General features: G+C 58.8%; 13 protein-coding genes and 2 pseudogenes. 12 read left to right on the plus strand and 3 right to left on the minus strand.

Annotated features, from left to right (window positions below):
- Positions 1–68: 68 nt before the first annotated feature.
- Positions 69–5,537 carry a trifunctional serine/threonine-protein kinase/ATP-binding protein/sensor histidine kinase gene (locus QRN33_RS19735; protein ID WP_285409630.1) on the plus strand — a complete coding sequence of 1,823 codons (5,469 nt, stop codon included), beginning with the start codon at positions 69–71 and terminating at the stop codon, positions 5,535–5,537.
- 102 nt (positions 5,538–5,639) lie between these two features.
- Here the strand turns inward: QRN33_RS19735 and QRN33_RS19740 are convergent, their stop codons facing one another.
- Positions 5,640–6,407: a sulfite exporter TauE/SafE family protein gene (locus QRN33_RS19740; RefSeq protein WP_285409631.1), complete on the minus strand. Its 768-nt coding sequence runs from the start codon at positions 6,405–6,407 to the stop codon at positions 5,640–5,642.
- Positions 6,408–6,560: 153 nt separating this feature from the next.
- Here QRN33_RS19740 and QRN33_RS19745 point away from each other — a divergent pair, with 153 nt between their 5' ends.
- From QRN33_RS19745 to QRN33_RS19775, 6 genes and pseudogenes are all read left to right on the plus strand, one after another.
- Positions 6,561–7,427 (plus strand): LysR family transcriptional regulator, encoded by an 867-nt coding sequence (locus QRN33_RS19745; protein WP_123418496.1) that lies wholly within the window; start codon positions 6,561–6,563, stop codon positions 7,425–7,427.
- A gap of 183 nt (positions 7,428–7,610) precedes the next feature.
- Positions 7,611–8,171: a nucleotidyltransferase family protein gene (locus QRN33_RS19750; protein WP_285409632.1), complete on the plus strand. Its 561-nt coding sequence runs from the start codon at positions 7,611–7,613 to the stop codon at positions 8,169–8,171.
- 478 nt (positions 8,172–8,649) lie between these two features.
- Positions 8,650–9,009, plus strand: coding sequence for a DUF6124 family protein (locus QRN33_RS19755; RefSeq protein WP_042609640.1), 360 nt, complete (start codon positions 8,650–8,652; stop codon positions 9,007–9,009).
- A 309-nt stretch (positions 9,010–9,318) separates the two neighbouring features.
- A pseudogene (locus QRN33_RS19765) lies at positions 9,319–9,974 on the plus strand (DUF2931 family protein).
- On the plus strand, positions 9,961–10,641 hold the full coding sequence (locus tag QRN33_RS19770; protein ID WP_285409633.1) for a DUF2931 family protein: 681 nt from the start codon (positions 9,961–9,963) through the stop codon (positions 10,639–10,641). Before QRN33_RS19765 ends, QRN33_RS19770 begins: the two are co-directional and overlap by 14 nt.
- A 101-nt stretch (positions 10,642–10,742) precedes the next feature.
- The gene (locus tag QRN33_RS19775; protein WP_285409634.1) at positions 10,743–11,036 is read left to right on the plus strand and encodes a hypothetical protein; all 294 of its coding nucleotides are present in this window, start codon (positions 10,743–10,745) and stop codon (positions 11,034–11,036) included.
- A 62-nt stretch (positions 11,037–11,098) separates the two neighbouring features.
- On the opposite strand, the gene QRN33_RS19780 is transcribed toward QRN33_RS19775, so the two are convergent.
- The gene (locus QRN33_RS19780) at positions 11,099–12,058 is read right to left on the minus strand and encodes an EamA family transporter (protein ID WP_285409635.1); all 960 of its coding nucleotides are present in this window, start codon (positions 12,056–12,058) and stop codon (positions 11,099–11,101) included.
- Positions 12,059–12,226: 168 nt separating this feature from the next.
- Positions 12,227–13,152: pseudogene (locus QRN33_RS19785) on the minus strand (LysR family transcriptional regulator).
- Between the two features lie 106 nt (positions 13,153–13,258).
- Here QRN33_RS19785 and QRN33_RS19790 point away from each other — a divergent pair.
- From QRN33_RS19790 to QRN33_RS19810, 5 genes are all read left to right on the plus strand, one after another.
- The gene (locus QRN33_RS19790; protein ID WP_252876022.1) at positions 13,259–13,852 is read left to right on the plus strand and encodes an NADPH-dependent F420 reductase; all 594 of its coding nucleotides are present in this window, start codon (positions 13,259–13,261) and stop codon (positions 13,850–13,852) included.
- A 134-nt stretch (positions 13,853–13,986) separates the two neighbouring features.
- A complete protein-coding gene (locus QRN33_RS19795; RefSeq protein WP_024012559.1) occupies positions 13,987–14,289 on the plus strand; it encodes an ArsR/SmtB family transcription factor in 303 nt (100 codons plus the stop codon).
- A 63-nt stretch (positions 14,290–14,352) separates the two neighbouring features.
- Entirely contained in the window at positions 14,353–15,327 is a 975-nt protein-coding gene (locus QRN33_RS19800) for a zinc-dependent alcohol dehydrogenase family protein (protein WP_285409636.1), read from the plus strand.
- A gap of 28 nt (positions 15,328–15,355) precedes the next feature.
- On the plus strand, positions 15,356–15,706 hold the full coding sequence (locus tag QRN33_RS19805) for an antibiotic biosynthesis monooxygenase family protein (RefSeq protein WP_285409637.1): 351 nt from the start codon (positions 15,356–15,358) through the stop codon (positions 15,704–15,706).
- 170 nt (positions 15,707–15,876) lie between these two features.
- Positions 15,877–17,022, plus strand: coding sequence for a sensor histidine kinase (locus QRN33_RS19810; RefSeq protein ID WP_285409638.1), 1,146 nt, complete (start codon positions 15,877–15,879; stop codon positions 17,020–17,022).
- Positions 17,023–17,032: the final 10 nt, after the last annotated feature.

Raw genomic sequence — 17,032 nt, forward strand, 5'->3', positions numbered from 1 at the left:
AGGCATCGTTGAGTAATCGCAGGTCTTGCCACTGCGGCAGAAAAAAAACATGAGCAGTGTCGACGCAGATGACCAGCAAAAAACAGATTTTGTGGGACGACGGCGAGCGGGTACTTTCCCGTGAGCGCGGGTCGGGAGAGGGGAGCGTATTGGCGATGCGTCCGGCGCTGGGTCAGCCATTACCGGCGACCCTCGACCGACTGGCGCACGAATATAGCCTCAGGGAAGACCTCGATCCTGCCTGGGCCTTGCAGCCGACAGCTTTCGAGCGCGCGGGCAGGCGGGTCCGTCTGCTGTTCGACGATCCGGGCGGCGAGCCGATGTCGCGATTGCTGGTCGCACCACTGGATATCGAAACCTGTCTGGAAATGGCCACGAACATTGCCGAAGCGCTGGGCCATCTGCATCAGCGTGGTCTGGTGCACAAAGACCTGAAACCGCAGCACATCTTCGTCCATTGCCGAGATGGCGCGGCGCGGTTGACCGGCTTCGGCCTGGCTTCGCGCCTGCCCCGCGAACGGCAGGCACCCACGCCGCCGGAGACCATCGCCGGCACGCTGGCCTACATGGCCCCGGAGCAGACCGGGCGGATGAACCGTTCGATCGATTCGCGCAGCGACCTGTATGCCTTTGGCGTGACCCTTTACCAGATGCTCACCGGCTCGCTGCCGTTCAGCGCCAATGAGCCGATGGAGTGGGTGCATTGCCACATCGCACGGCTGCCGATGCCGGCGTGTGAACGGGTGGCGACGGTGCCGCCGATGCTGTCGCGAGTGGTCATGAAGTTGCTGGCCAAGACCGCCGAGGAACGCTATCAGACGGCGGCCGGCGTCGAGCATGACTTGCGCCGGTGCCTCGACGACTGGCGCCGGGCAGGGCTGATCGAGTCGTTTACGCTGAACGAGCAGGGCGCCTTCGAGCGCTTGCTGATCCCGGAAAAACTCTACGGCCGCGAACACGAAGTGCAAACGTTGATCGATGCCTTCACCGGCGTGGTGCAAACAGGCACTCCGGCGCTGGTGCTGGTTTCAGGGTACTCCGGCATCGGCAAATCGTCGGTGGTCAGTGAATTGCACAAAGTGTTGGTGCCGACCCGTGGTTTGTTCGCCGCCGGCAAGTTCGACCAGTACCAGCGCGACGTGCCTTATTCGACGCTGGTCCAGGCCTTTCAGGGGCTGGTGCGCACGCTTTTGGGCAAGCGTGCCGAAGTGCTGGCGCAGTGGCGCGAAGCGCTATTGCGGGCGCTGGAACCGAATGCGCGGCTGATCACCGACCTGATCCCCGAACTGAAGCTGATCATCGGCGAGCCGCCAGCCGTGCCAGAGCTGGAACCGCAGCAGGCGCAGCAGCGCTTCCTGCTGGTCTTGCAGCGGTTCATCGGTGTGTTCGCCCAGGCCGAGCACCCGCTGGCATTGTTCCTCGACGACCTGCAGTGGCTCGACGCGGCCACCCTGGATCTGCTTGAAGATTTGCTCAGCCGTGCCGAGATTCCTCATCTGCTGCTGGTCGGCGCCTATCGCGACAACGAGGTGGATCGCGATCATCCACTCAGCCGCACCCTCACCGCGCTGCGTCAAGCTGGCGTGCAGATTGACGAGATTCGCCTCGCACCCCTGGCCGGCGCGCACATCGAACAGCTGATCAGCGAGTCGCTGCGCTGCCCGCCGGCGAGCATCGTCGCGCTGGCGCGGCTAGTGCTGGACAAGACTGCCGGCAATCCATTTTTCGTCATTCAGTTTCTCTACGCTCTCGCCGAGGAAAAGCTGCTGATCTACGAGCCTGAGCGCAATCGCTGGCGTTGGGATGTGCACCTGATCAACGGCAAGGGCTACACCGACAATGTCGTCGATTTGATGGTTGGCAAATTGGCGCGGCTGCCACTGCAAACGCGCCAGGCGCTGCAACAACTCGCCTGTCTGGGTAACGTTGCACGTTTCGACACGCTGGCGACTGTCCTCGGTGTGCCGGTGCCTCACGTCCACGCGGCGGTATGGCCGGCAGTGCGGCTGGAACTGGTCGAGCGTCAGGACGGTGCCTACCGGTTTGTGCATGACCGCATCCATGAAGCGGCGTATTCGCTGATCGCTGAGACCGAACGGGCGCAAATGCATCTGCGCATCGGCCGGCTGCTCGCGCTGCAAACCCAGGGTGAGCGGCGCGAGGAAGCGATCTTCGAAATTGTCGGCCAGCTCAATCGCGGCGCGCACCTGATCAGCTTGCGCGCCGAACGTGAGCAACTTGCCGAATTCAACCTGCTCGCTGGTCAGCGCGCCAAGGCCTCGACCGCCTACACCTCGGCGCTGAACTACCTGGGGGCCGGGGCGGAGTTGTTGGGCGAGCAGGGCTATGACAGTCGGCATGAACTGGGTTTTGCGCTGGAGCTGAATCGCGCCGAATGCGAGTTTCTCACCGGCCAACTCGCGCAGGCCGACACGCGCCTGGCCGCATTGGCCGAGCGCGCCGTGACCACCGTCGAGCGCGCGGCGGTGGCGTGCCTGCAAATGGATGTCTATCTGCTGCTCGATCGCAGTGACCGTGCGGTGGCAGTATGTCTGGCCTATCTGCGTCGGGTCGGCATCGATTGGCCTGCGCATCCGAACGATGCCCAGGTGCGCGACGAATATCAGCAGGTCTGGACCAACCTGCGCGGGCGCACCATTGAGCAGATGATCGACTTGCCGCCAATGGAAGACCCCGCCGCACGGGTGACCCTCGATGCGCTGGGCAAACTCTTCGCGCCGGCTGTGCAATCGAACTTGAACCTCGCCAGCCTGACCATCTGCAAAGCGATCAGCCTGAGCCTGCAATATGGCAACTGCGACGCTTCCTGCTTGCTCTACGCCAACTTCGGACGCGTGTCGGGCCCACGTTTTGGCAACTATGCCGCCGGTTATCGGTTTGGCCGCCTGGGCTGCGATCTGGTTGATCGACGCGGCCTCACGCGTTACGAGGCGAGCACCTATCTGTGCTTTTCGATCTTCGTGGTGCGCTGGATGCGGCCCGTACGCGAGTGCCGCGAACTGCTGCGTCGGGCGCTCAACGCGGCCCATCGCACCGGGGATCTGCCGTATGCGGCGTTTGCCGGTAACAGCCTGATTTCCGATCTGCTATTTATCGGCGAGCCGTTGACAGAGGTGCAGGCGCAAACCGAATCAGGCCTGGGCTATGCAGAGAAGGTCGGTTTCGGTCTGGTGGCCGATTTCATGCGCTGCCAGTTGGCGCTGATCCGCATGCTGCGTGGACAGACGCCGCAGTTTGGCTGTCTCAACGACGACGGATTCGACGAGACAGCTGTCGAGGCACATTTGACCAGCTCGCCGGACCTGGCGCTGGCACGCGGCAAGTATTGGGTGCGCAAGTTGCAGGCGCGCTATCTGGCGGGGGATTACGCGGGCGCCGCTGAATGCGCGACCCAAGTTCAGGGATTGTTGTGGGCGATTTCGGCATTTTTCGAGGAGGCCGAATACCATTTTTATGCGGCGCTGACCTTGGCCGCTCACGGCGAAACCGATGTCGATGGGTTGCAGCGCCTGGGCCAACACCACGCGCAATTGCAGACGTGGGCGCGCTTGTGTGCGGAAACCTTCGCCAGTCAGGTGGCGCTGGTCACGGCGGAAATGGCGCGCGTCACTGGCCAGTTACTTGAGGCCGAATCGCTGTACGAACAGGCCATCCAATTGGCCCAGGACAACGATTTGGTCCATATCGAGGCGCTGGCCAACGAACTGGCCGCGCAGTTCTATCGTGCTCGCGGTCTTGCCAAGATCGCCCGTGTTTATCTGCGTGACGCGCGTTATGCCTATGTGCGTTGGGGCGCCGATGGCAAGGTGCGGGAGCTGGATCGCAAACATCGTTTTCTGCGCTCCGAAGTCGCGCAGCCAGAGCCGACCGCCACCCTCGTTACGGCGGTTGAACACCTGGATCTGACGACGGTGCTCAAGGTCTCTCAAGCAGTCTCCGGCGAAATCGTCCTCGACCGCTTGATTGAAACGGTCATGCGCACCGCGATCGAACAGGCCGGAGCCGAACAGGGCCTGCTCATCCTGCTCAATGCCGACACACCGTATATCGCCGCGCAAACCCGCATTGGCGACGATGCCACGCAGCTGTGCAACGAGCCGTTGCACGCGGTGGCGCTGGCCGAGTCGGTGCTGTATCAGACGCTGCGCACCGGCGTCCACCTGTGCCTGGACGACGCCGCGGCCGATCCGCTGTTCGTCGCTGATCCGTACATCCAGCAGCGTGGCGCGCGCTCGATCCTGTGCCTGGCGCTGATGAACCAGGCGCGGGTGGTCGGGGCGTTGTATCTGGAAAACAACCTGTCCGCCGGGGTGTTCAGCCCCGCGCGTCTGGCCGTGCTGCGGCTGGTGGCGTCGCAGGCAGCGATCTCGCTGGACAACGCGCGCCTGTACCGCGACCTCGCCGAGCGCGAAGCGAAGATCCGTCGGCTGGTCGATGCGAACATTATCGGCATCATCGTGTGGAGCGCGGAGGGGAAAATCATCGAGGCCAACGACGCGTTCCTGCGCATGGTCGGTTACGCCCGTGATGAGCTGCTATCGGGCCTCGTACACTGGCGCGACATGACCCCGTCGTCGATGCGCGCCAACAGCGACGCCGCACTGGCAACCGCCATCCGCACCGGCCGCGCGCAGCCATTCGAAAAGGAATACATCCGCAAGGACGGCAGTCGGCTGCCGGTGATCGTCGGTCTGGCTGCATTCGAAGCCAGTCAGCAGCAGGGCCTGGCCTTCGTGCTGGATATCAGCGAACGCAAGCTCGCCGAAGAGCAAGTGCGCGAAGGCGAGCGCCGTTATCGCCAGGTGCAAACGGAACTGGCCCACGCCAATCGCGTGGCAACCATGGGCCAGTTGGCCGCGTCGATCGCTCACGAAGTCAATCAACCGATCGCCGCCACGGTCACCAATGCCAACGCCGCGCTACGCTGGCTCGGTGCGCAGCCGCCGAACCTCGACGAGGTGGAGCAGGGCCTGCGGCATATCATTGTCGATGGCAACCGGGCGGCAGACGTTCTCGGACGCATCCGCGCGCTGATTCACAAAACCCCACCGCAGCGCCAGCCTGTCAGCCTCAATCCACTGATCGAAGAAATGGTCGGTTTCAGCCGTGGCGAAGCGCTCAAGCACGGCGCCGAGGTCAGCGTTGAGCTGGCGGCAGATTTGCCTTTAGTAGTGGCGGACAGGGTCGAACTGCAGCAGGTGTTGCTCAATCTGATCATCAACAGCCTCGAAGCCATGACGATCATGGCAGAGGGGCAGCGACGTCTGCTGATTCGCAGTGAAGCGCTGGGCGATAACGTGCACATCAGCGTCAGCGATTCGGGGCCAGGCTTTGCCTGCGAGCGGGCAGAGCAAGTGTTCACGGCGTTCTTCACCACCAAATCCTCCGGGCTGGGCATGGGCCTGTCGATTTGCCGCACGATCATTGAAGGACACGGCGGCAAATTGTGGGCCGAGCGCAATGAGCCGAGCGGGGCGCGGGTGGTGTTCCAGTTGCCGTGTTTTGAATCTGCGTGATCAGTAACAAAGCTACCCGGGTATCGAACCCGGGTGTTGTTGTCGGTGAGTTCACGCCACTTGGATGGGATTCTGCAGCAGTGACAAGTTGAACTGCTCAATCTACGAAAAAAAATTGAGCCCCATCCTGCCTATCAGGAATACGAGCAGGATCAGGAAAAAAACTCTGATGAAGCTGCTTCCATAACGTAATGCCAGAAAGACACCGGTCAAAGCGCCGGCCATATTGCATAAAGCAACTATGCCGCCAATCGCCCACAAGACATTACCGGAGGGGATAAAAAATATGAGCGCAGCGCTGAACGTCCCCAGATTGACCAGTTTTGCAGAGGCTGACGCATTGAGGAAATCAAAGCCAAAGACCTTGACGAAGATAAACAGCAACAGGCTGCCACTGCCCGGGCCGAACACACCATCGTAAAAACCGATCAGGCTGCCAAAGAAAACTCCAAGGCAAATGTCTTTCGTTCCGAAGTGGCGGTCTTTGCCTGCCAAACCAAGTTTTTTATTCATAAAGGTGTAGATAGCCATGACTATCAATATGAAAAAGACAACGATCTCCATCAATCTTTTAGGGACAAGGGATACTGAGAGCGCTCCGAGAAAAGAAAATAAAAAAGCGGCGAGCATGGTCGGAAGCATTAAATTCCAGCGGATTTTAATGCGCTTCAGGTAACCCGATATTGATGAAATATTGCCCGCCAGAACAGCCAGTTTATTGGTGCCGAAAATGGTGGCAAGGCTGTACTGGGCTAGAGCATGTAGAAGTGCGGGCACCTGTACCAGGCCTCCGCCCCCGACCGCAGCATCTATCAGGCCACCACAAAACGCGAAGAAACCCAGTGCAAGAACAGCGTGTTCAACATCCATGCATTGAATCCTCGTAGAACTTCGATTTTTGGGGGTGAAGGCATGGTTGCTCATAGGGCGCAGGCGACGACCAGTCAGGAAAATAAACCTCATTGAGGGCATACAACAACTGATTTATATTGATTCAATTGTTCACTTTCAATGAGTAGTGGGATGGAATTGTCGCAGCTCGTCATGTTCAAAAAGGTCGCTGATCGAGGCAGTATTATTCGTGCTTCTGAAGAGCTGCACTGTGTGCCGTCCAATATCACCAATCGAATCAGACTATTGGAGCGAGAACTCGGGGTTGATCTTTTTATAAGGAAAGGCAGGGGATTGATCATCAGCCCTTCCGGTCAGATTTTTCTCGGCTATACCAACAAAATCCTGTCTTTGTGCGAGGAGTCGCACCGAGCGCTTGATCCGTCGTCAGAGCCGTCGGGAGATCTCAGGATTGGTGCCATAGAATCGTCTGCTACGGGCAGATTACCCAAGCTGTTGTCCAGGTATCATCAACTTTACCCAGCAGTGCAGATGCAATTCAGCACTGGCGACTGGTCGCAATTATCCGCTGAGGTAGTCAGTCATAAACTGGATGGGGCAATCATTGCCGTGAGGCCGGAACACCCGGATATTGAGAGTATCGAGATCTATGAGGAGGATCTGGTTCTGATTGCTTCGCCGTCCGCAGGGCCGCTAAACCATCCAGAAGCTTTGCATGGCGTGGATTTATTCATGTGGCCTGAAGGATGCCCCTACAGGAGGGCGTTGGTTGCCTGGCTGGAGCGGCACAACCTATCCAGTCCGATAACAAGCATAGCCAGTTATGGCACCATCCTTGGGTGCGTCAGTGCGGGCGCGGGGGTATCGTTGGTGCCGAAAGGGATATTTGAACAGTTCCAGCAAATCGGCGGTATTCAAGGATTCTTTTTCAAAGATCTAACGCCCGTGCAAAATTATTTTATCTGGAACAAGCACGTTGAATCTCATCGTGCAAAAGACAAGTTTGCCGATTTGCTCAAGGAAGAGTTCAAGGTTTGAGCAGTGAGCGCCAGTTGACCCTATCGAGCAAAGCTCGCCTGCGCGAGTCATTCATCACAAGGGACTTGTCCGGATAGCGAATTGTGGGCGACGGAGTGAGGAAGCAGGGCAACGTCGGCGTCGGTGAGCTCTTACCGAGACGCCTGATAGGCTCTTGCAATCAACGGCAATGGATTGAACAAATTGAATCTTGAAGCGCAACTGCGGGATCTTATTACTCGAGATCCCCTCCGGATGCACATCCTGCGCACAGTCAGGGATCTGAACTTGCCGGACAGCTGGGTTGCCGCCGGTTTTGTGCGCAGCCTGGTCTGGGATCATCTGCACCAGCGCGAACCCTCGCGATTGCCCGGGGACATTGATGTCATCTGGTTCGACAAAACACGGCACAGTGCGCAAACGGACTTCGCCTTGGAGGCCGAGCTTGCAACACGGTGCAGTGGCCTGAAATGGTCGGTGAAGAACCAGGCTCGCATGCACCAGCGAAACGCCGATGCGCCTTATCAATCTTCTGCCGACGCCATGACCCGTTGGCCCGAGACATCTACGGCGGTTGGGGTAAGGCTTGATCAGCAGGGTGCTATAGAGGTTTCGGCGCCGTTGGGACTGGAGGATTTGCTTGCGCTGAAAGTGCGACCAACCGCCCGATTTGAGAGTGATAGATACGCGGTGTTTGTGGAACACGTTCAGTCGAAGAGATGGCTCGAGATTTGGCCGCGGTTGACGCTTGTTACGCAGGGTTGATATCCCAAGGGCAGCGAGCTGCCAGGCGACTTGGGTGGCCCAAACACCAGTGATCTTGGACTAGCCCCCAATCCTTGTAGGAGTGAGCCTGCTCGCGATGACCCCAGCCCATTCACCACCACATAAACAGAAAGCACCCAGCCCGTTTAAACAGTTATTCAAGACACAAGCAAACGGCTACAACGCCTTGCGCCATTACCTACGACTACGCCAGAATCCGCCGGCTTGTGCGTCTAGGTCGCGGGTTCTATCGTCTGTCGGTCGCTGAAAAACAGCGATCGGGTTTGGTAGCCCGCCATAACTAGTCGCATCGCGCGCCGTTCGCGGACCTGCTTCAGGTCTCTGCTCAATGGTGGCCATGCGCAGGACACCTTCGGGTGTGCCGGTTCCTAGTTACCGGTCTACCAACCCGCGTATGGCCGCCACCTTCGTTTGGTAGCGAATGTGAAGGCTCCTTTTCCTAACTAGGAGTTTCACCATGTTCAAAGTCACACCCAATCCGCCAACCACCGACCCCGCATCCCCCTACGAATCCAGCGCCTCGAAAAAACTCCACGAAGCCGCCGAACGCGCCCTCGATCACTACCTCGGCCCGGCGGACATACTGGCCAGCACCAACATCCCGGAACAGATGTTCCTCGCCAACCCGAAATACGACACCGAATCTCTGCTGGCCAACGCGAGCGAATCCCTCGGCTCGGCCACCACCATGCTCTACGACTTCGCCGCGCTGCTCGACAACCCGCGCCGCAAAACCCTGCTGGGCATCGCCCAGGTCGTCATGCTCGGCGAAATCGCCGTGAACCAAGCTTTGGATAAAGTCGAAATAGCCAAATAACCCCCAACGCGACGAGAGCAGAACCTCGTCGCATCCCACGGTCGTGCCACGGCTTGCACCACCCGGCCTCGACTGTCACCCTTCGGGCCGTTCTTCAAGGATCAGAACAAGGAATCAAGGATTGAGTGGCTACGTACCAAACCCGCCGAAAAAATACCGCTACGAACAAGCCAAACCCGTCGACATACACGCCCAGCACTGGGCAGAGTATGAGAAGCATGGGAAGGAGCCTGGGCGTGAGCCAGTCGTATGCGTTGAGGATGGCATTCGCGTGCAGCATCCTCATGTAGCTGACTGGAAGCTTTGGTAATGAGAATACTCTTGGCTCTACTGGGCTTTTTGGCCTTTACCGGCTGTCACGCCACAGGCTCCATTTCAGGTGAAAACGATCCCAAATATCCTTGGTGGGAACTGGCGTTTATCAAGCCCAATTTCATGAACGTCTGGGTCGAAGACAGCTCAGTGGAAGACATCAACGGTCGAACGTTTCTGCGAGCCGGGGGAGGGAACGCCAGCGGCGCTGAACCAAATGACGACGAAGAATCCGCGCGCGGTTGGGTAGGTGTGGGAGGTACGGGGAAACCGGTTATTGGCGCAGATCTGCCCAAGCGAATTTTCGTACGCTGGCAGTCTATACCGGAGCAAAAAACCTACCGGGCTTGGGTAAATATTCCTGAGGAAGCCAGACAGGTGATGGTGACGTCAACCCATCAGCGCTGTCCAGAAACCCCCGACAAGACAGCACGCTTCATGGCTTCTGTCTATTTGGGACTCGCACCAGGCGGCGTGGTCCAGGTGTGGGTGAGAGACCTGTGTCGACCCCGATCAAAGTAGCTCGCGCCCAAGCTGAGTTGGAACCGCTGGGGCCGGAGTCGGGCAGGAACGGGGGCCAATATGCTTATCCTTTGAGTGAAAAGGCCAAGCGATATATCAACAAGTACGGAATTCCGTATGGGAGTTGGTGAGCCGCAAATAAATGAGCAATGGATTACGTTGTGTTTCGTTGTTCTGTTAACCGGTTGCCAGGTTATTGAAACGCTGTCAGGTAACAAGGACCCGACATCCGACTCATGGGAGCTCGCGTTCACCGAACCCTACTACATGAAGGTATGGGTAGAAGACAGCGCCGTTGAAGACATCAACGGCAAGCTATTCAGGCGGACCGGATCAGGAACAGCAGCGGGCGGTGAGCCGGAAACCGGTGAAGAGTCTGCGCGAGGCTGGCATGCGGTTGGCGCTGCTGCAAAACCGGTGATTGGTGCCGACTTGCCCAAGCGCATTTATGTGCGCTGGCAATCTATTGTTGAATCACAGACATATCGGGTTTGGATAGACGTGCCGGAAGAAGCCAGACAGCTGATGTGGGCATCGGTTAATCAAAGATGTCCCGAAACTCCGGATGAACAAGCCAGCTATAGCGCCTCCATTTATTTGGGACTGGCTCCCGGAGGTGTGGTGCAGGTGTTTGTGCGCGATTCCTGTCACCGTCCCGTCAAAGTAGCCAGAGCCAAGGCTGAGATTGAGCCGTTGGGGCCAAGCCAAGGGAAGAACCAAGGACGCTATGCCTATCCGGTGAGTGAAAGGGCCAAGCGGTATATCGACAAGTTCGGCATCCCGTTCGGTAGTTGGTAAGTAGGGGAGCGCCAATGCCACTTCGAATAGTGGGCAGTTTCCAGTCTGTCGAGGTGCCGGACTATTTTCACTTTGTTTGAGACGTATCACAGGGCGCCAACATGAGAATAGAAAAGGTCGACCGTTTCGATGATGTCGACTACGACGCAGGCTATGAATATCGCGGTTTCAATTACCTGATTCTGGATGGTGTCGATGAGTTTCTCGTCAGAACTTACGATGACGAACCCGGTGGCGCGATGGTTTTGCGGCCCACTGATATGGCCAAAAGCACCAGGCTCAGAACGCTGGTGGAATTCTTGCAGATAGAGCTGGAGGCGACTGCGATCTATCTCTACGAGTGTGAAACAGGAAGCTTTACCGAGATAGACCTCGAGAGCCTGCGATTCTGCTGATCCGGTATCGATGGGTAGCGGCAGGCGGGCGTCCCGGCGACGAGTCCCGCTACCACAACCCCTCAAACCTCAGCTTTCACCTCAACCTTCACCGCCGCTTTCCGATACGTCAGCAAAACAATCCCGCTCACCACGATCACGCCACCTAGGATCTGCCCTCTGCTGAGCATCTGATCCAGCACAATCCAGCCCATCAACAATGTCGCCAACGGCTCAATGTTCATCACCGGTGCGTTGCGCGGCATGTCCAGTCGGGGCACGGAGATGAACAGGACGATGAAACCGGTGCCGTACAGCACGACCAGCGTGGCGAGGGCCAGCCAGCCGGTTGAGGTGGCGGGGAGGTTGAGTCCGCCGGGGAGTGCGCCGGTCAGTCCGGCCAGGTTGACGCTGCTGAAGACGATGAAGATGGTCAGCAGGCTGCGCACCGAGCCGCGTACTTGCGATAGTTTGTGATCGGTGATCCACAGCGCGCAGGCGAATACGCTGGCGGCGCAGAAGGCGAGTGCGACGCCCATTAGCCATTCCGGGCCGACGCTGGCGCTGTCTGACAGACGTCCGGGGACGTCCAGCACGAACACCAGCCCGACAAGGATCAACCCCATCAACATGGCTGTTCGGGCGCTCGGTCGTGGCCCGCCCAACACCCAGGTCAGCAACGCGAGCAGGATCGGAAATACGTTGGCTACCAGCAGCGCCAAAGCGACCGGCACCCGTGCGACAGCGGAGTACAGACACAGGCTCTGCGCGGTAATCAGCAGGCCCAACAACAATTGCCAGCGCCAGGCGCCCGCTGGCAGACGCAAACTCTGCCGTTGCCACAGCACCAGAATGGCCAGAACCAGCAAGGTCCCGCCAGAACGCATCAGGATCGCCAGCAGCACACCCGCGCCGTCATCAAAAGCCACCCGCGCCGCGACGTGGTTGCCGGCGAACGCACAACCCATGCACAACAGAATGATCACGGCGAGATAGCGAGGGAAGGGCGGCGGTACGGTTGGGGCAAATTCAGGGCGGGACATGGCAGATCTCAAAAGTGATAGCCACTCAGGGTGGCTCAGGTTTTTATTATGTTGTCGTACAACTTCCCGATTTGTACCGTAATCGAGCAGGGGCGGCAAGCTTGAAAGGGTTGATAAAGCGCTTATGCATGATGCTGATTAAGTTTAAGAGGTCGTATGACTTGTTTACTAAGCCCGAGCGCCGAGTCGAGTCGCCCATCCATCCTCTCGAGCCTGACCCACCAGAAAATCCACAAAAGCCCGGGTTTTCGCCGGCAACAGCTTCTGACTGGAAAATACAAATAGATCTGCCCCGCATCGACATACCATTCCGGCAAAACCCTCTCCAGCGTGCCGTCCTGCAGATACGGCAGCACATCCGGAACTGCCAACAGCGCAACCCCCAATCCCAGCCGTGCGCACTGACACAGCGCTTGCGGATCGTTGACCAACAGGCGCGGCGCCAACTCCAACGGTGCTCGTTGACCATCGGGCCCTTGCAGCATCCAGCTGCGCACCTTGCCGGTCTGCACCGAGCGCATGGCCAGGTGATCCAGCGTCGACAGCTCTTCAATCCGCCGGATGCGCTTGTGTCCCGAGAGATATTCCTTCGATGCCACCAGAATCAGATGCGCCGGAGCGATGGCTCTGGCGACCACGCCCTGCGCCAGTTCGATGCCGCCGCCGATGGCCGCATCAAATCCATCCGCGATGAGATCGACCTGGCGATTATCGAGGTGCCATTCGGGGATTACGGCGGGGTATCGCTTAAGAAACTCGGGCATCAGCGGCAACAGAAAATCCCTAGCGAACCCTGGCGCTGCGTTCAGACACAGAACGCCTGAAGGCTCGCCAGCGTTGCCCGCGACATCGGCGATTGCCGCCTGAACGGTTTCCAGTCCCGAACCGACGTTGGCCAGAAAGCGCTCTCCAGCCTCGGTGAGGGTGAGTTTGCGTGTGCTGCGCTGGAACAAACGCACGCCGAGGTTGGCCTCCAGTTGCGCGACATTGCGGCTGACCGCCGCGGGCGTCAGGCCCAGGCGTCGCGCGGCGGCAGAGAAGCTGCCCGCCTCGGCGCTGCGCACGAATGACAGCAAATTGCCTAACGTCTCCATCTGCGTACCTTCAACGAATGATTGAAAGTGATTCTATTTGTCTTCCACTACTGGTGGAAGATCAAAAAGCGTTTCATAGCCTCACCAACTACTTGAGGAAAGAGACATGAACATCAGCATCATTGGTACAGGCTCCATCGGCACCGCCATCGCTCGGTTGCTCGTCAACGCTGGCCTTTCGGTCAGCCTGGCCAATAGTCGTGGGCCGCAGAGCCTTGCCGATCTGGTCGGCGAATTGGGCCCACTCGCGCAAGCCGTAACTGCTCAGCAGGCGAGTCAGGCGGACATCGTCTTTCTGGCGGTGAACTGGTCGAAAATTCCCGATGCCGTGCGCGATCTCGGGCCTTGGGAGGGGCGTATCGTGATCGACGCCAACAACCCGATCGAGGCGCCATTGTTCAAACCGGTCGATCTGGGCGGCCAGCCGTCTTCACAAGTGGTGGCGCAGATGCTGCCCGGCGCGCACGTGGTCAAGGCCTTCAATCATTTGCTCGCGGCTCTGCTGACCGATCCCACCACCGAGGGCGGCAAGCGTGTGCTGTTTTATTCCGGGGAGGATGCGGCCAGCAAAGCCAGGGTTGCAGAGCTGATAGACCGATTGGGTTTTTACGGCATCGATCTGGGCGGTGTGCAGCAGGGCGTGCTTGCGCAATTCCCGGGCGGACCGTTGCCGGCATTGAATCTCGTGAAACATGGCTAATGAATGAGTCCGGGAAGCACAAGGTGAGTAGGGCGGACGGGTCGCAGATCCTGATGTCCTGCCGCTCGTCGCCGACTGCGAATTGCCTCAATATTCCGCATTGACATATCTAAGAATCTCGATATCCTCGGCGCATGGAACTGATCGAAATCTTCAAAGCCCTCTCGAACCCGACGCGCCTCAAGATCCTTGAAGGCCTGAAGGATCCCGTCAAGAACTTCCCCCCGCAGGATGAGGGTGACGTTCTTGTTGAGGGTGTCTGCGTCAGCAGTATCCAGGAAGGTATCGGCCTGTCGCAGTCGACGGTGTCGAGTTATCTGGCCACGTTGCAGCGGGTGGGGCTGGTGGAAGTGCGGCGCATCGGTCAATGGACCTACTACAAACGCAATGAGGCAGCAATCAGCGCGCTTGCAGAGATCATAGGGAAAGAGCTGTAAATTTTTTTACCGCAGGATATCGAAAAATCTCGATATCCCTCTTTATCGATACGAGGTGTTTCCATGAAAGCGATGATTCTGAAATCTTTCGGCGGTCCTGATTCGTTCGAACTGAGCGATGTTGCCAAACCAGTTCCGCAAGCGGGCCAGGTGCTGGTCCGGGTGCACGCCACTTCCATCAATCCGCTGGATTATCAGGTTCGGCGCGGTGACTATCCCGATCTGGTGCCGCTGCCAGCCATTACCGGTCACGACGTATCGGGCGTGGTTGAAGCTGTCGGGCCGGGCGTCAGCGCCTTCGCGCCGGGCGACGAAGTCTGGTACACCCCGCAGATATTCGAGGGGCAGGGCAGTTATGCCGAGTATCACGTGGCGGCCGAAAGCATCATCGCCCGAAAGCCTTCCTCGCTGAGTCACCTCGAGGCGGCCAGTCTGAGTCTGGTCGGCGGTACGGTTTGGGAAGCGCTGACCGTGCGCGCTGTGCTGCGAGTAGGCGAAAGCATTCTGATCCACGGCGGCGCGGGCGGTGTCGGCCATGTGGCGATTCAGGTGGCGAAAGCCATGGGCGCCAGGGTGTTCACCACCGTGCGCGAAGACAATGCCGAGTTCGCCCGCAGCCTGGGCGCCGATGTGGTGATCGATTACACCCAAGAGGATTACGTTGAAGCGATCATGCGCGAAACCGCCGGGCATGGCGTTGATGTGGTGTTCGACACCATCGGTGGCGATACCCTGTCTCGCAGTGCCGACGCGCTCGCCCAGCTTGGCCGCGTCGTCTCGATCGTCGACATCGCGCAGCCACAAAACCTCGTTCAGGCCTGGGGCAAGAACGCCAGCTATCACTTCGTCTTTACCCGGCAGAACCGCGGCAAGCTCGATGAACTGACCGCGCTGGTCGAACGCGGCCAGTTGCGGCCCCACGTTGGCGCGGTCTATTCCCTTGCCGACATCCCGCTCGCCCATGCCCGACTGGAGAGCGCCAACAACGGTCTGCTGGGAAAAATCGCCATCGCCGTCGAGCCTTCGCTCATCGTCTGAATCCGCTCACTGATTCTGGAGAAACATCATGGTTTACGAGATCGCTGTGCTGCCCGTTCACCCGCATCAGACTGAAGCCTTCCGACGCGCATTTGCCGAAGTCGAACCGTTACTCACCCGTGCCAAGGGATACGGCGGCCACTTGCTGGCGCAAGGTATCGAAACGCCCGAGCAATTCAATTTGATCGTGCGCTGGCGCTCGCTTGAGGCTCACTCTCCGGGGTTTGAGGAGAGTGAAGACCACCAGCGGTTCATGCTGGGGCTGGAGGATTATTTTTCCGCAGAACCGAAGGTCTACCACATTGAGGGTGGTGCTTTTCCGGATGGCGACTTGAGCGTTCCGGGCAGCAGCGCAAGCACAGGTAGTCAAGTGTTCTGATGGCTTTCGTCACAAGCGGCTGTTGCCGATTTTCCTCCCGCGTTGAACCACTGCATTGATGGTAGGCTGCAAGAGGTCAGCCGTACCTTCTGTACTCCTGAGTTTGTTCTTTCACTGTCTGCGCCGGCTCGCCTGTCGGCGCAGATGGATTTCCTCTATGGACTACAGCCATGCGCCTGCCAGATTTCATTCTCGAAAACCTAGAGCCGATCCTGCAGGCCTGGGAAGATTTCGCCCGCACCATTGAGACACCCGGTGCGGAGCTCGATAACGTTGCGTTGCGCGATCACGCCGAGCAGATGTTGCGCGCCATCGTCATCGATCTGCGCACCCGGCAGACGGTCAGCGAGCAACTGGCCAAGGCTCATGGCCAAGCGCCGCGCGATGATGAAGAAACGGCTGCTGAAACCCACGCCGTGACGCGGCTGATGGCCGGTTTCACTATCGACCAGATGGTTTCGGAATACCGCGCGCTGCGCACCAGTGTACTGAGCCAGTGGCTGCGTCAGGTCAAGGATGGAAAATCGGTGAATGTCGACGACATGACGCGTTTCCACGAAGCGATCGATCAGGCACTGGCTGAGTCGATTGCCAGCTATTCACGCGCGGTTGAGGCTTCGCGCAATGTGTTTCTGGGAATTCTCGGCCACGACTTGCGCACGCCGCTGGGGGCGATTCTGCTCGGTGCCGACAGGTTGCGCCGTACGGAATCCACCGACCCGCATACCGGCAAAGTGGCCCGGCAGATCTACGCCAGCGTGCAGCGCGCCACTCAGATCGTTGGCGACCTGCTCGATCTCACGCGGTGCCAGATGGGCCCGGGCATTCCAGTGAAAAAAGCCCCGATCGATCTCAGCCCGTTGTGCGAGCGGGTTATCGAAGAAATCCGCGCTTTTCACCCGCAGGCCAACGTTGTGTTCGACGCGAAGGAGCCGGTGATGGGGGCGTTCGATGGCGCCAGGATGGAACAGGTCTTTTCCAACATCATCAGCAATGCGGTGACCCACGGCGACAATCAGTTTCCGGTCACGGTCGAGTTGCAGGCCCGCGAGGATTGCGCGGTGTTCACGGTGCACAACGGCGGCGAGCCGATTCCTGAAGATGTGTTGCCGTTCATTTTCAACCCAATGGGACGGTTCTCGCAGCGCTCCGTAGTTGATCACGGACCTGTCGCTGGGCTTGGACTCGGCCTGTTTATCGCCTCGGAAATCGTCGCCTCGCATGCCGGCTCGATTGAAGTGAGCTCTGACCTGCCAAGCGGAACCGTATTTCGCGTCAAGCTTCCGGTGGATGCCGAAAGCCCCTTCACCCTGTAGGCAAATCGAT

This window comes from Pseudomonas sp. FR229a, from assembly GCF_030209115.1.
Classification (GTDB): domain Bacteria; phylum Pseudomonadota; class Gammaproteobacteria; order Pseudomonadales; family Pseudomonadaceae; genus Aquipseudomonas; species Aquipseudomonas moraviensis_A.

Bases quoted from the DNA above. Each gene is read 5' to 3' on its own strand.
- QRN33_RS19810 (WP_285409638.1), top strand. From the start codon at position 15,877: ATGCGCCTGCCAGATTTCATTCTCGAAAACCTAGAGCCGATCCTGCAG.
- QRN33_RS19795 (WP_024012559.1), top strand. From the start codon at position 13,987: ATGGAACTGATCGAAATCTTCAAAGCCCTCTCGAACCCGACGCGCCTC.
- QRN33_RS19805 (WP_285409637.1), top strand. From the start codon at position 15,356: ATGGTTTACGAGATCGCTGTGCTGCCCGTTCACCCGCATCAGACTGAA.
- QRN33_RS19800 (WP_285409636.1), top strand. From the start codon at position 14,353: ATGAAAGCGATGATTCTGAAATCTTTCGGCGGTCCTGATTCGTTCGAA.
- QRN33_RS19770 (WP_285409633.1), top strand. From the start codon at position 9,961: ATGGGAGTTGGTGAGCCGCAAATAAATGAGCAATGGATTACGTTGTGT.
- QRN33_RS19780 (WP_285409635.1), bottom strand. From the start codon at position 12,058: ATGTCCCGCCCTGAATTTGCCCCAACCGTACCGCCGCCCTTCCCTCGC.
- QRN33_RS19755 (WP_042609640.1), top strand. From the start codon at position 8,650: ATGTTCAAAGTCACACCCAATCCGCCAACCACCGACCCCGCATCCCCC.
- QRN33_RS19775 (WP_285409634.1), top strand. From the start codon at position 10,743: ATGAGAATAGAAAAGGTCGACCGTTTCGATGATGTCGACTACGACGCA.
- QRN33_RS19790 (WP_252876022.1), top strand. From the start codon at position 13,259: ATGAACATCAGCATCATTGGTACAGGCTCCATCGGCACCGCCATCGCT.
- QRN33_RS19740 (WP_285409631.1), bottom strand. From the start codon at position 6,407: ATGGATGTTGAACACGCTGTTCTTGCACTGGGTTTCTTCGCGTTTTGT.
- QRN33_RS19745 (WP_123418496.1), top strand. From the start codon at position 6,561: ATGGAATTGTCGCAGCTCGTCATGTTCAAAAAGGTCGCTGATCGAGGC.
- QRN33_RS19735 (WP_285409630.1), top strand. From the start codon at position 69: ATGACCAGCAAAAAACAGATTTTGTGGGACGACGGCGAGCGGGTACTT.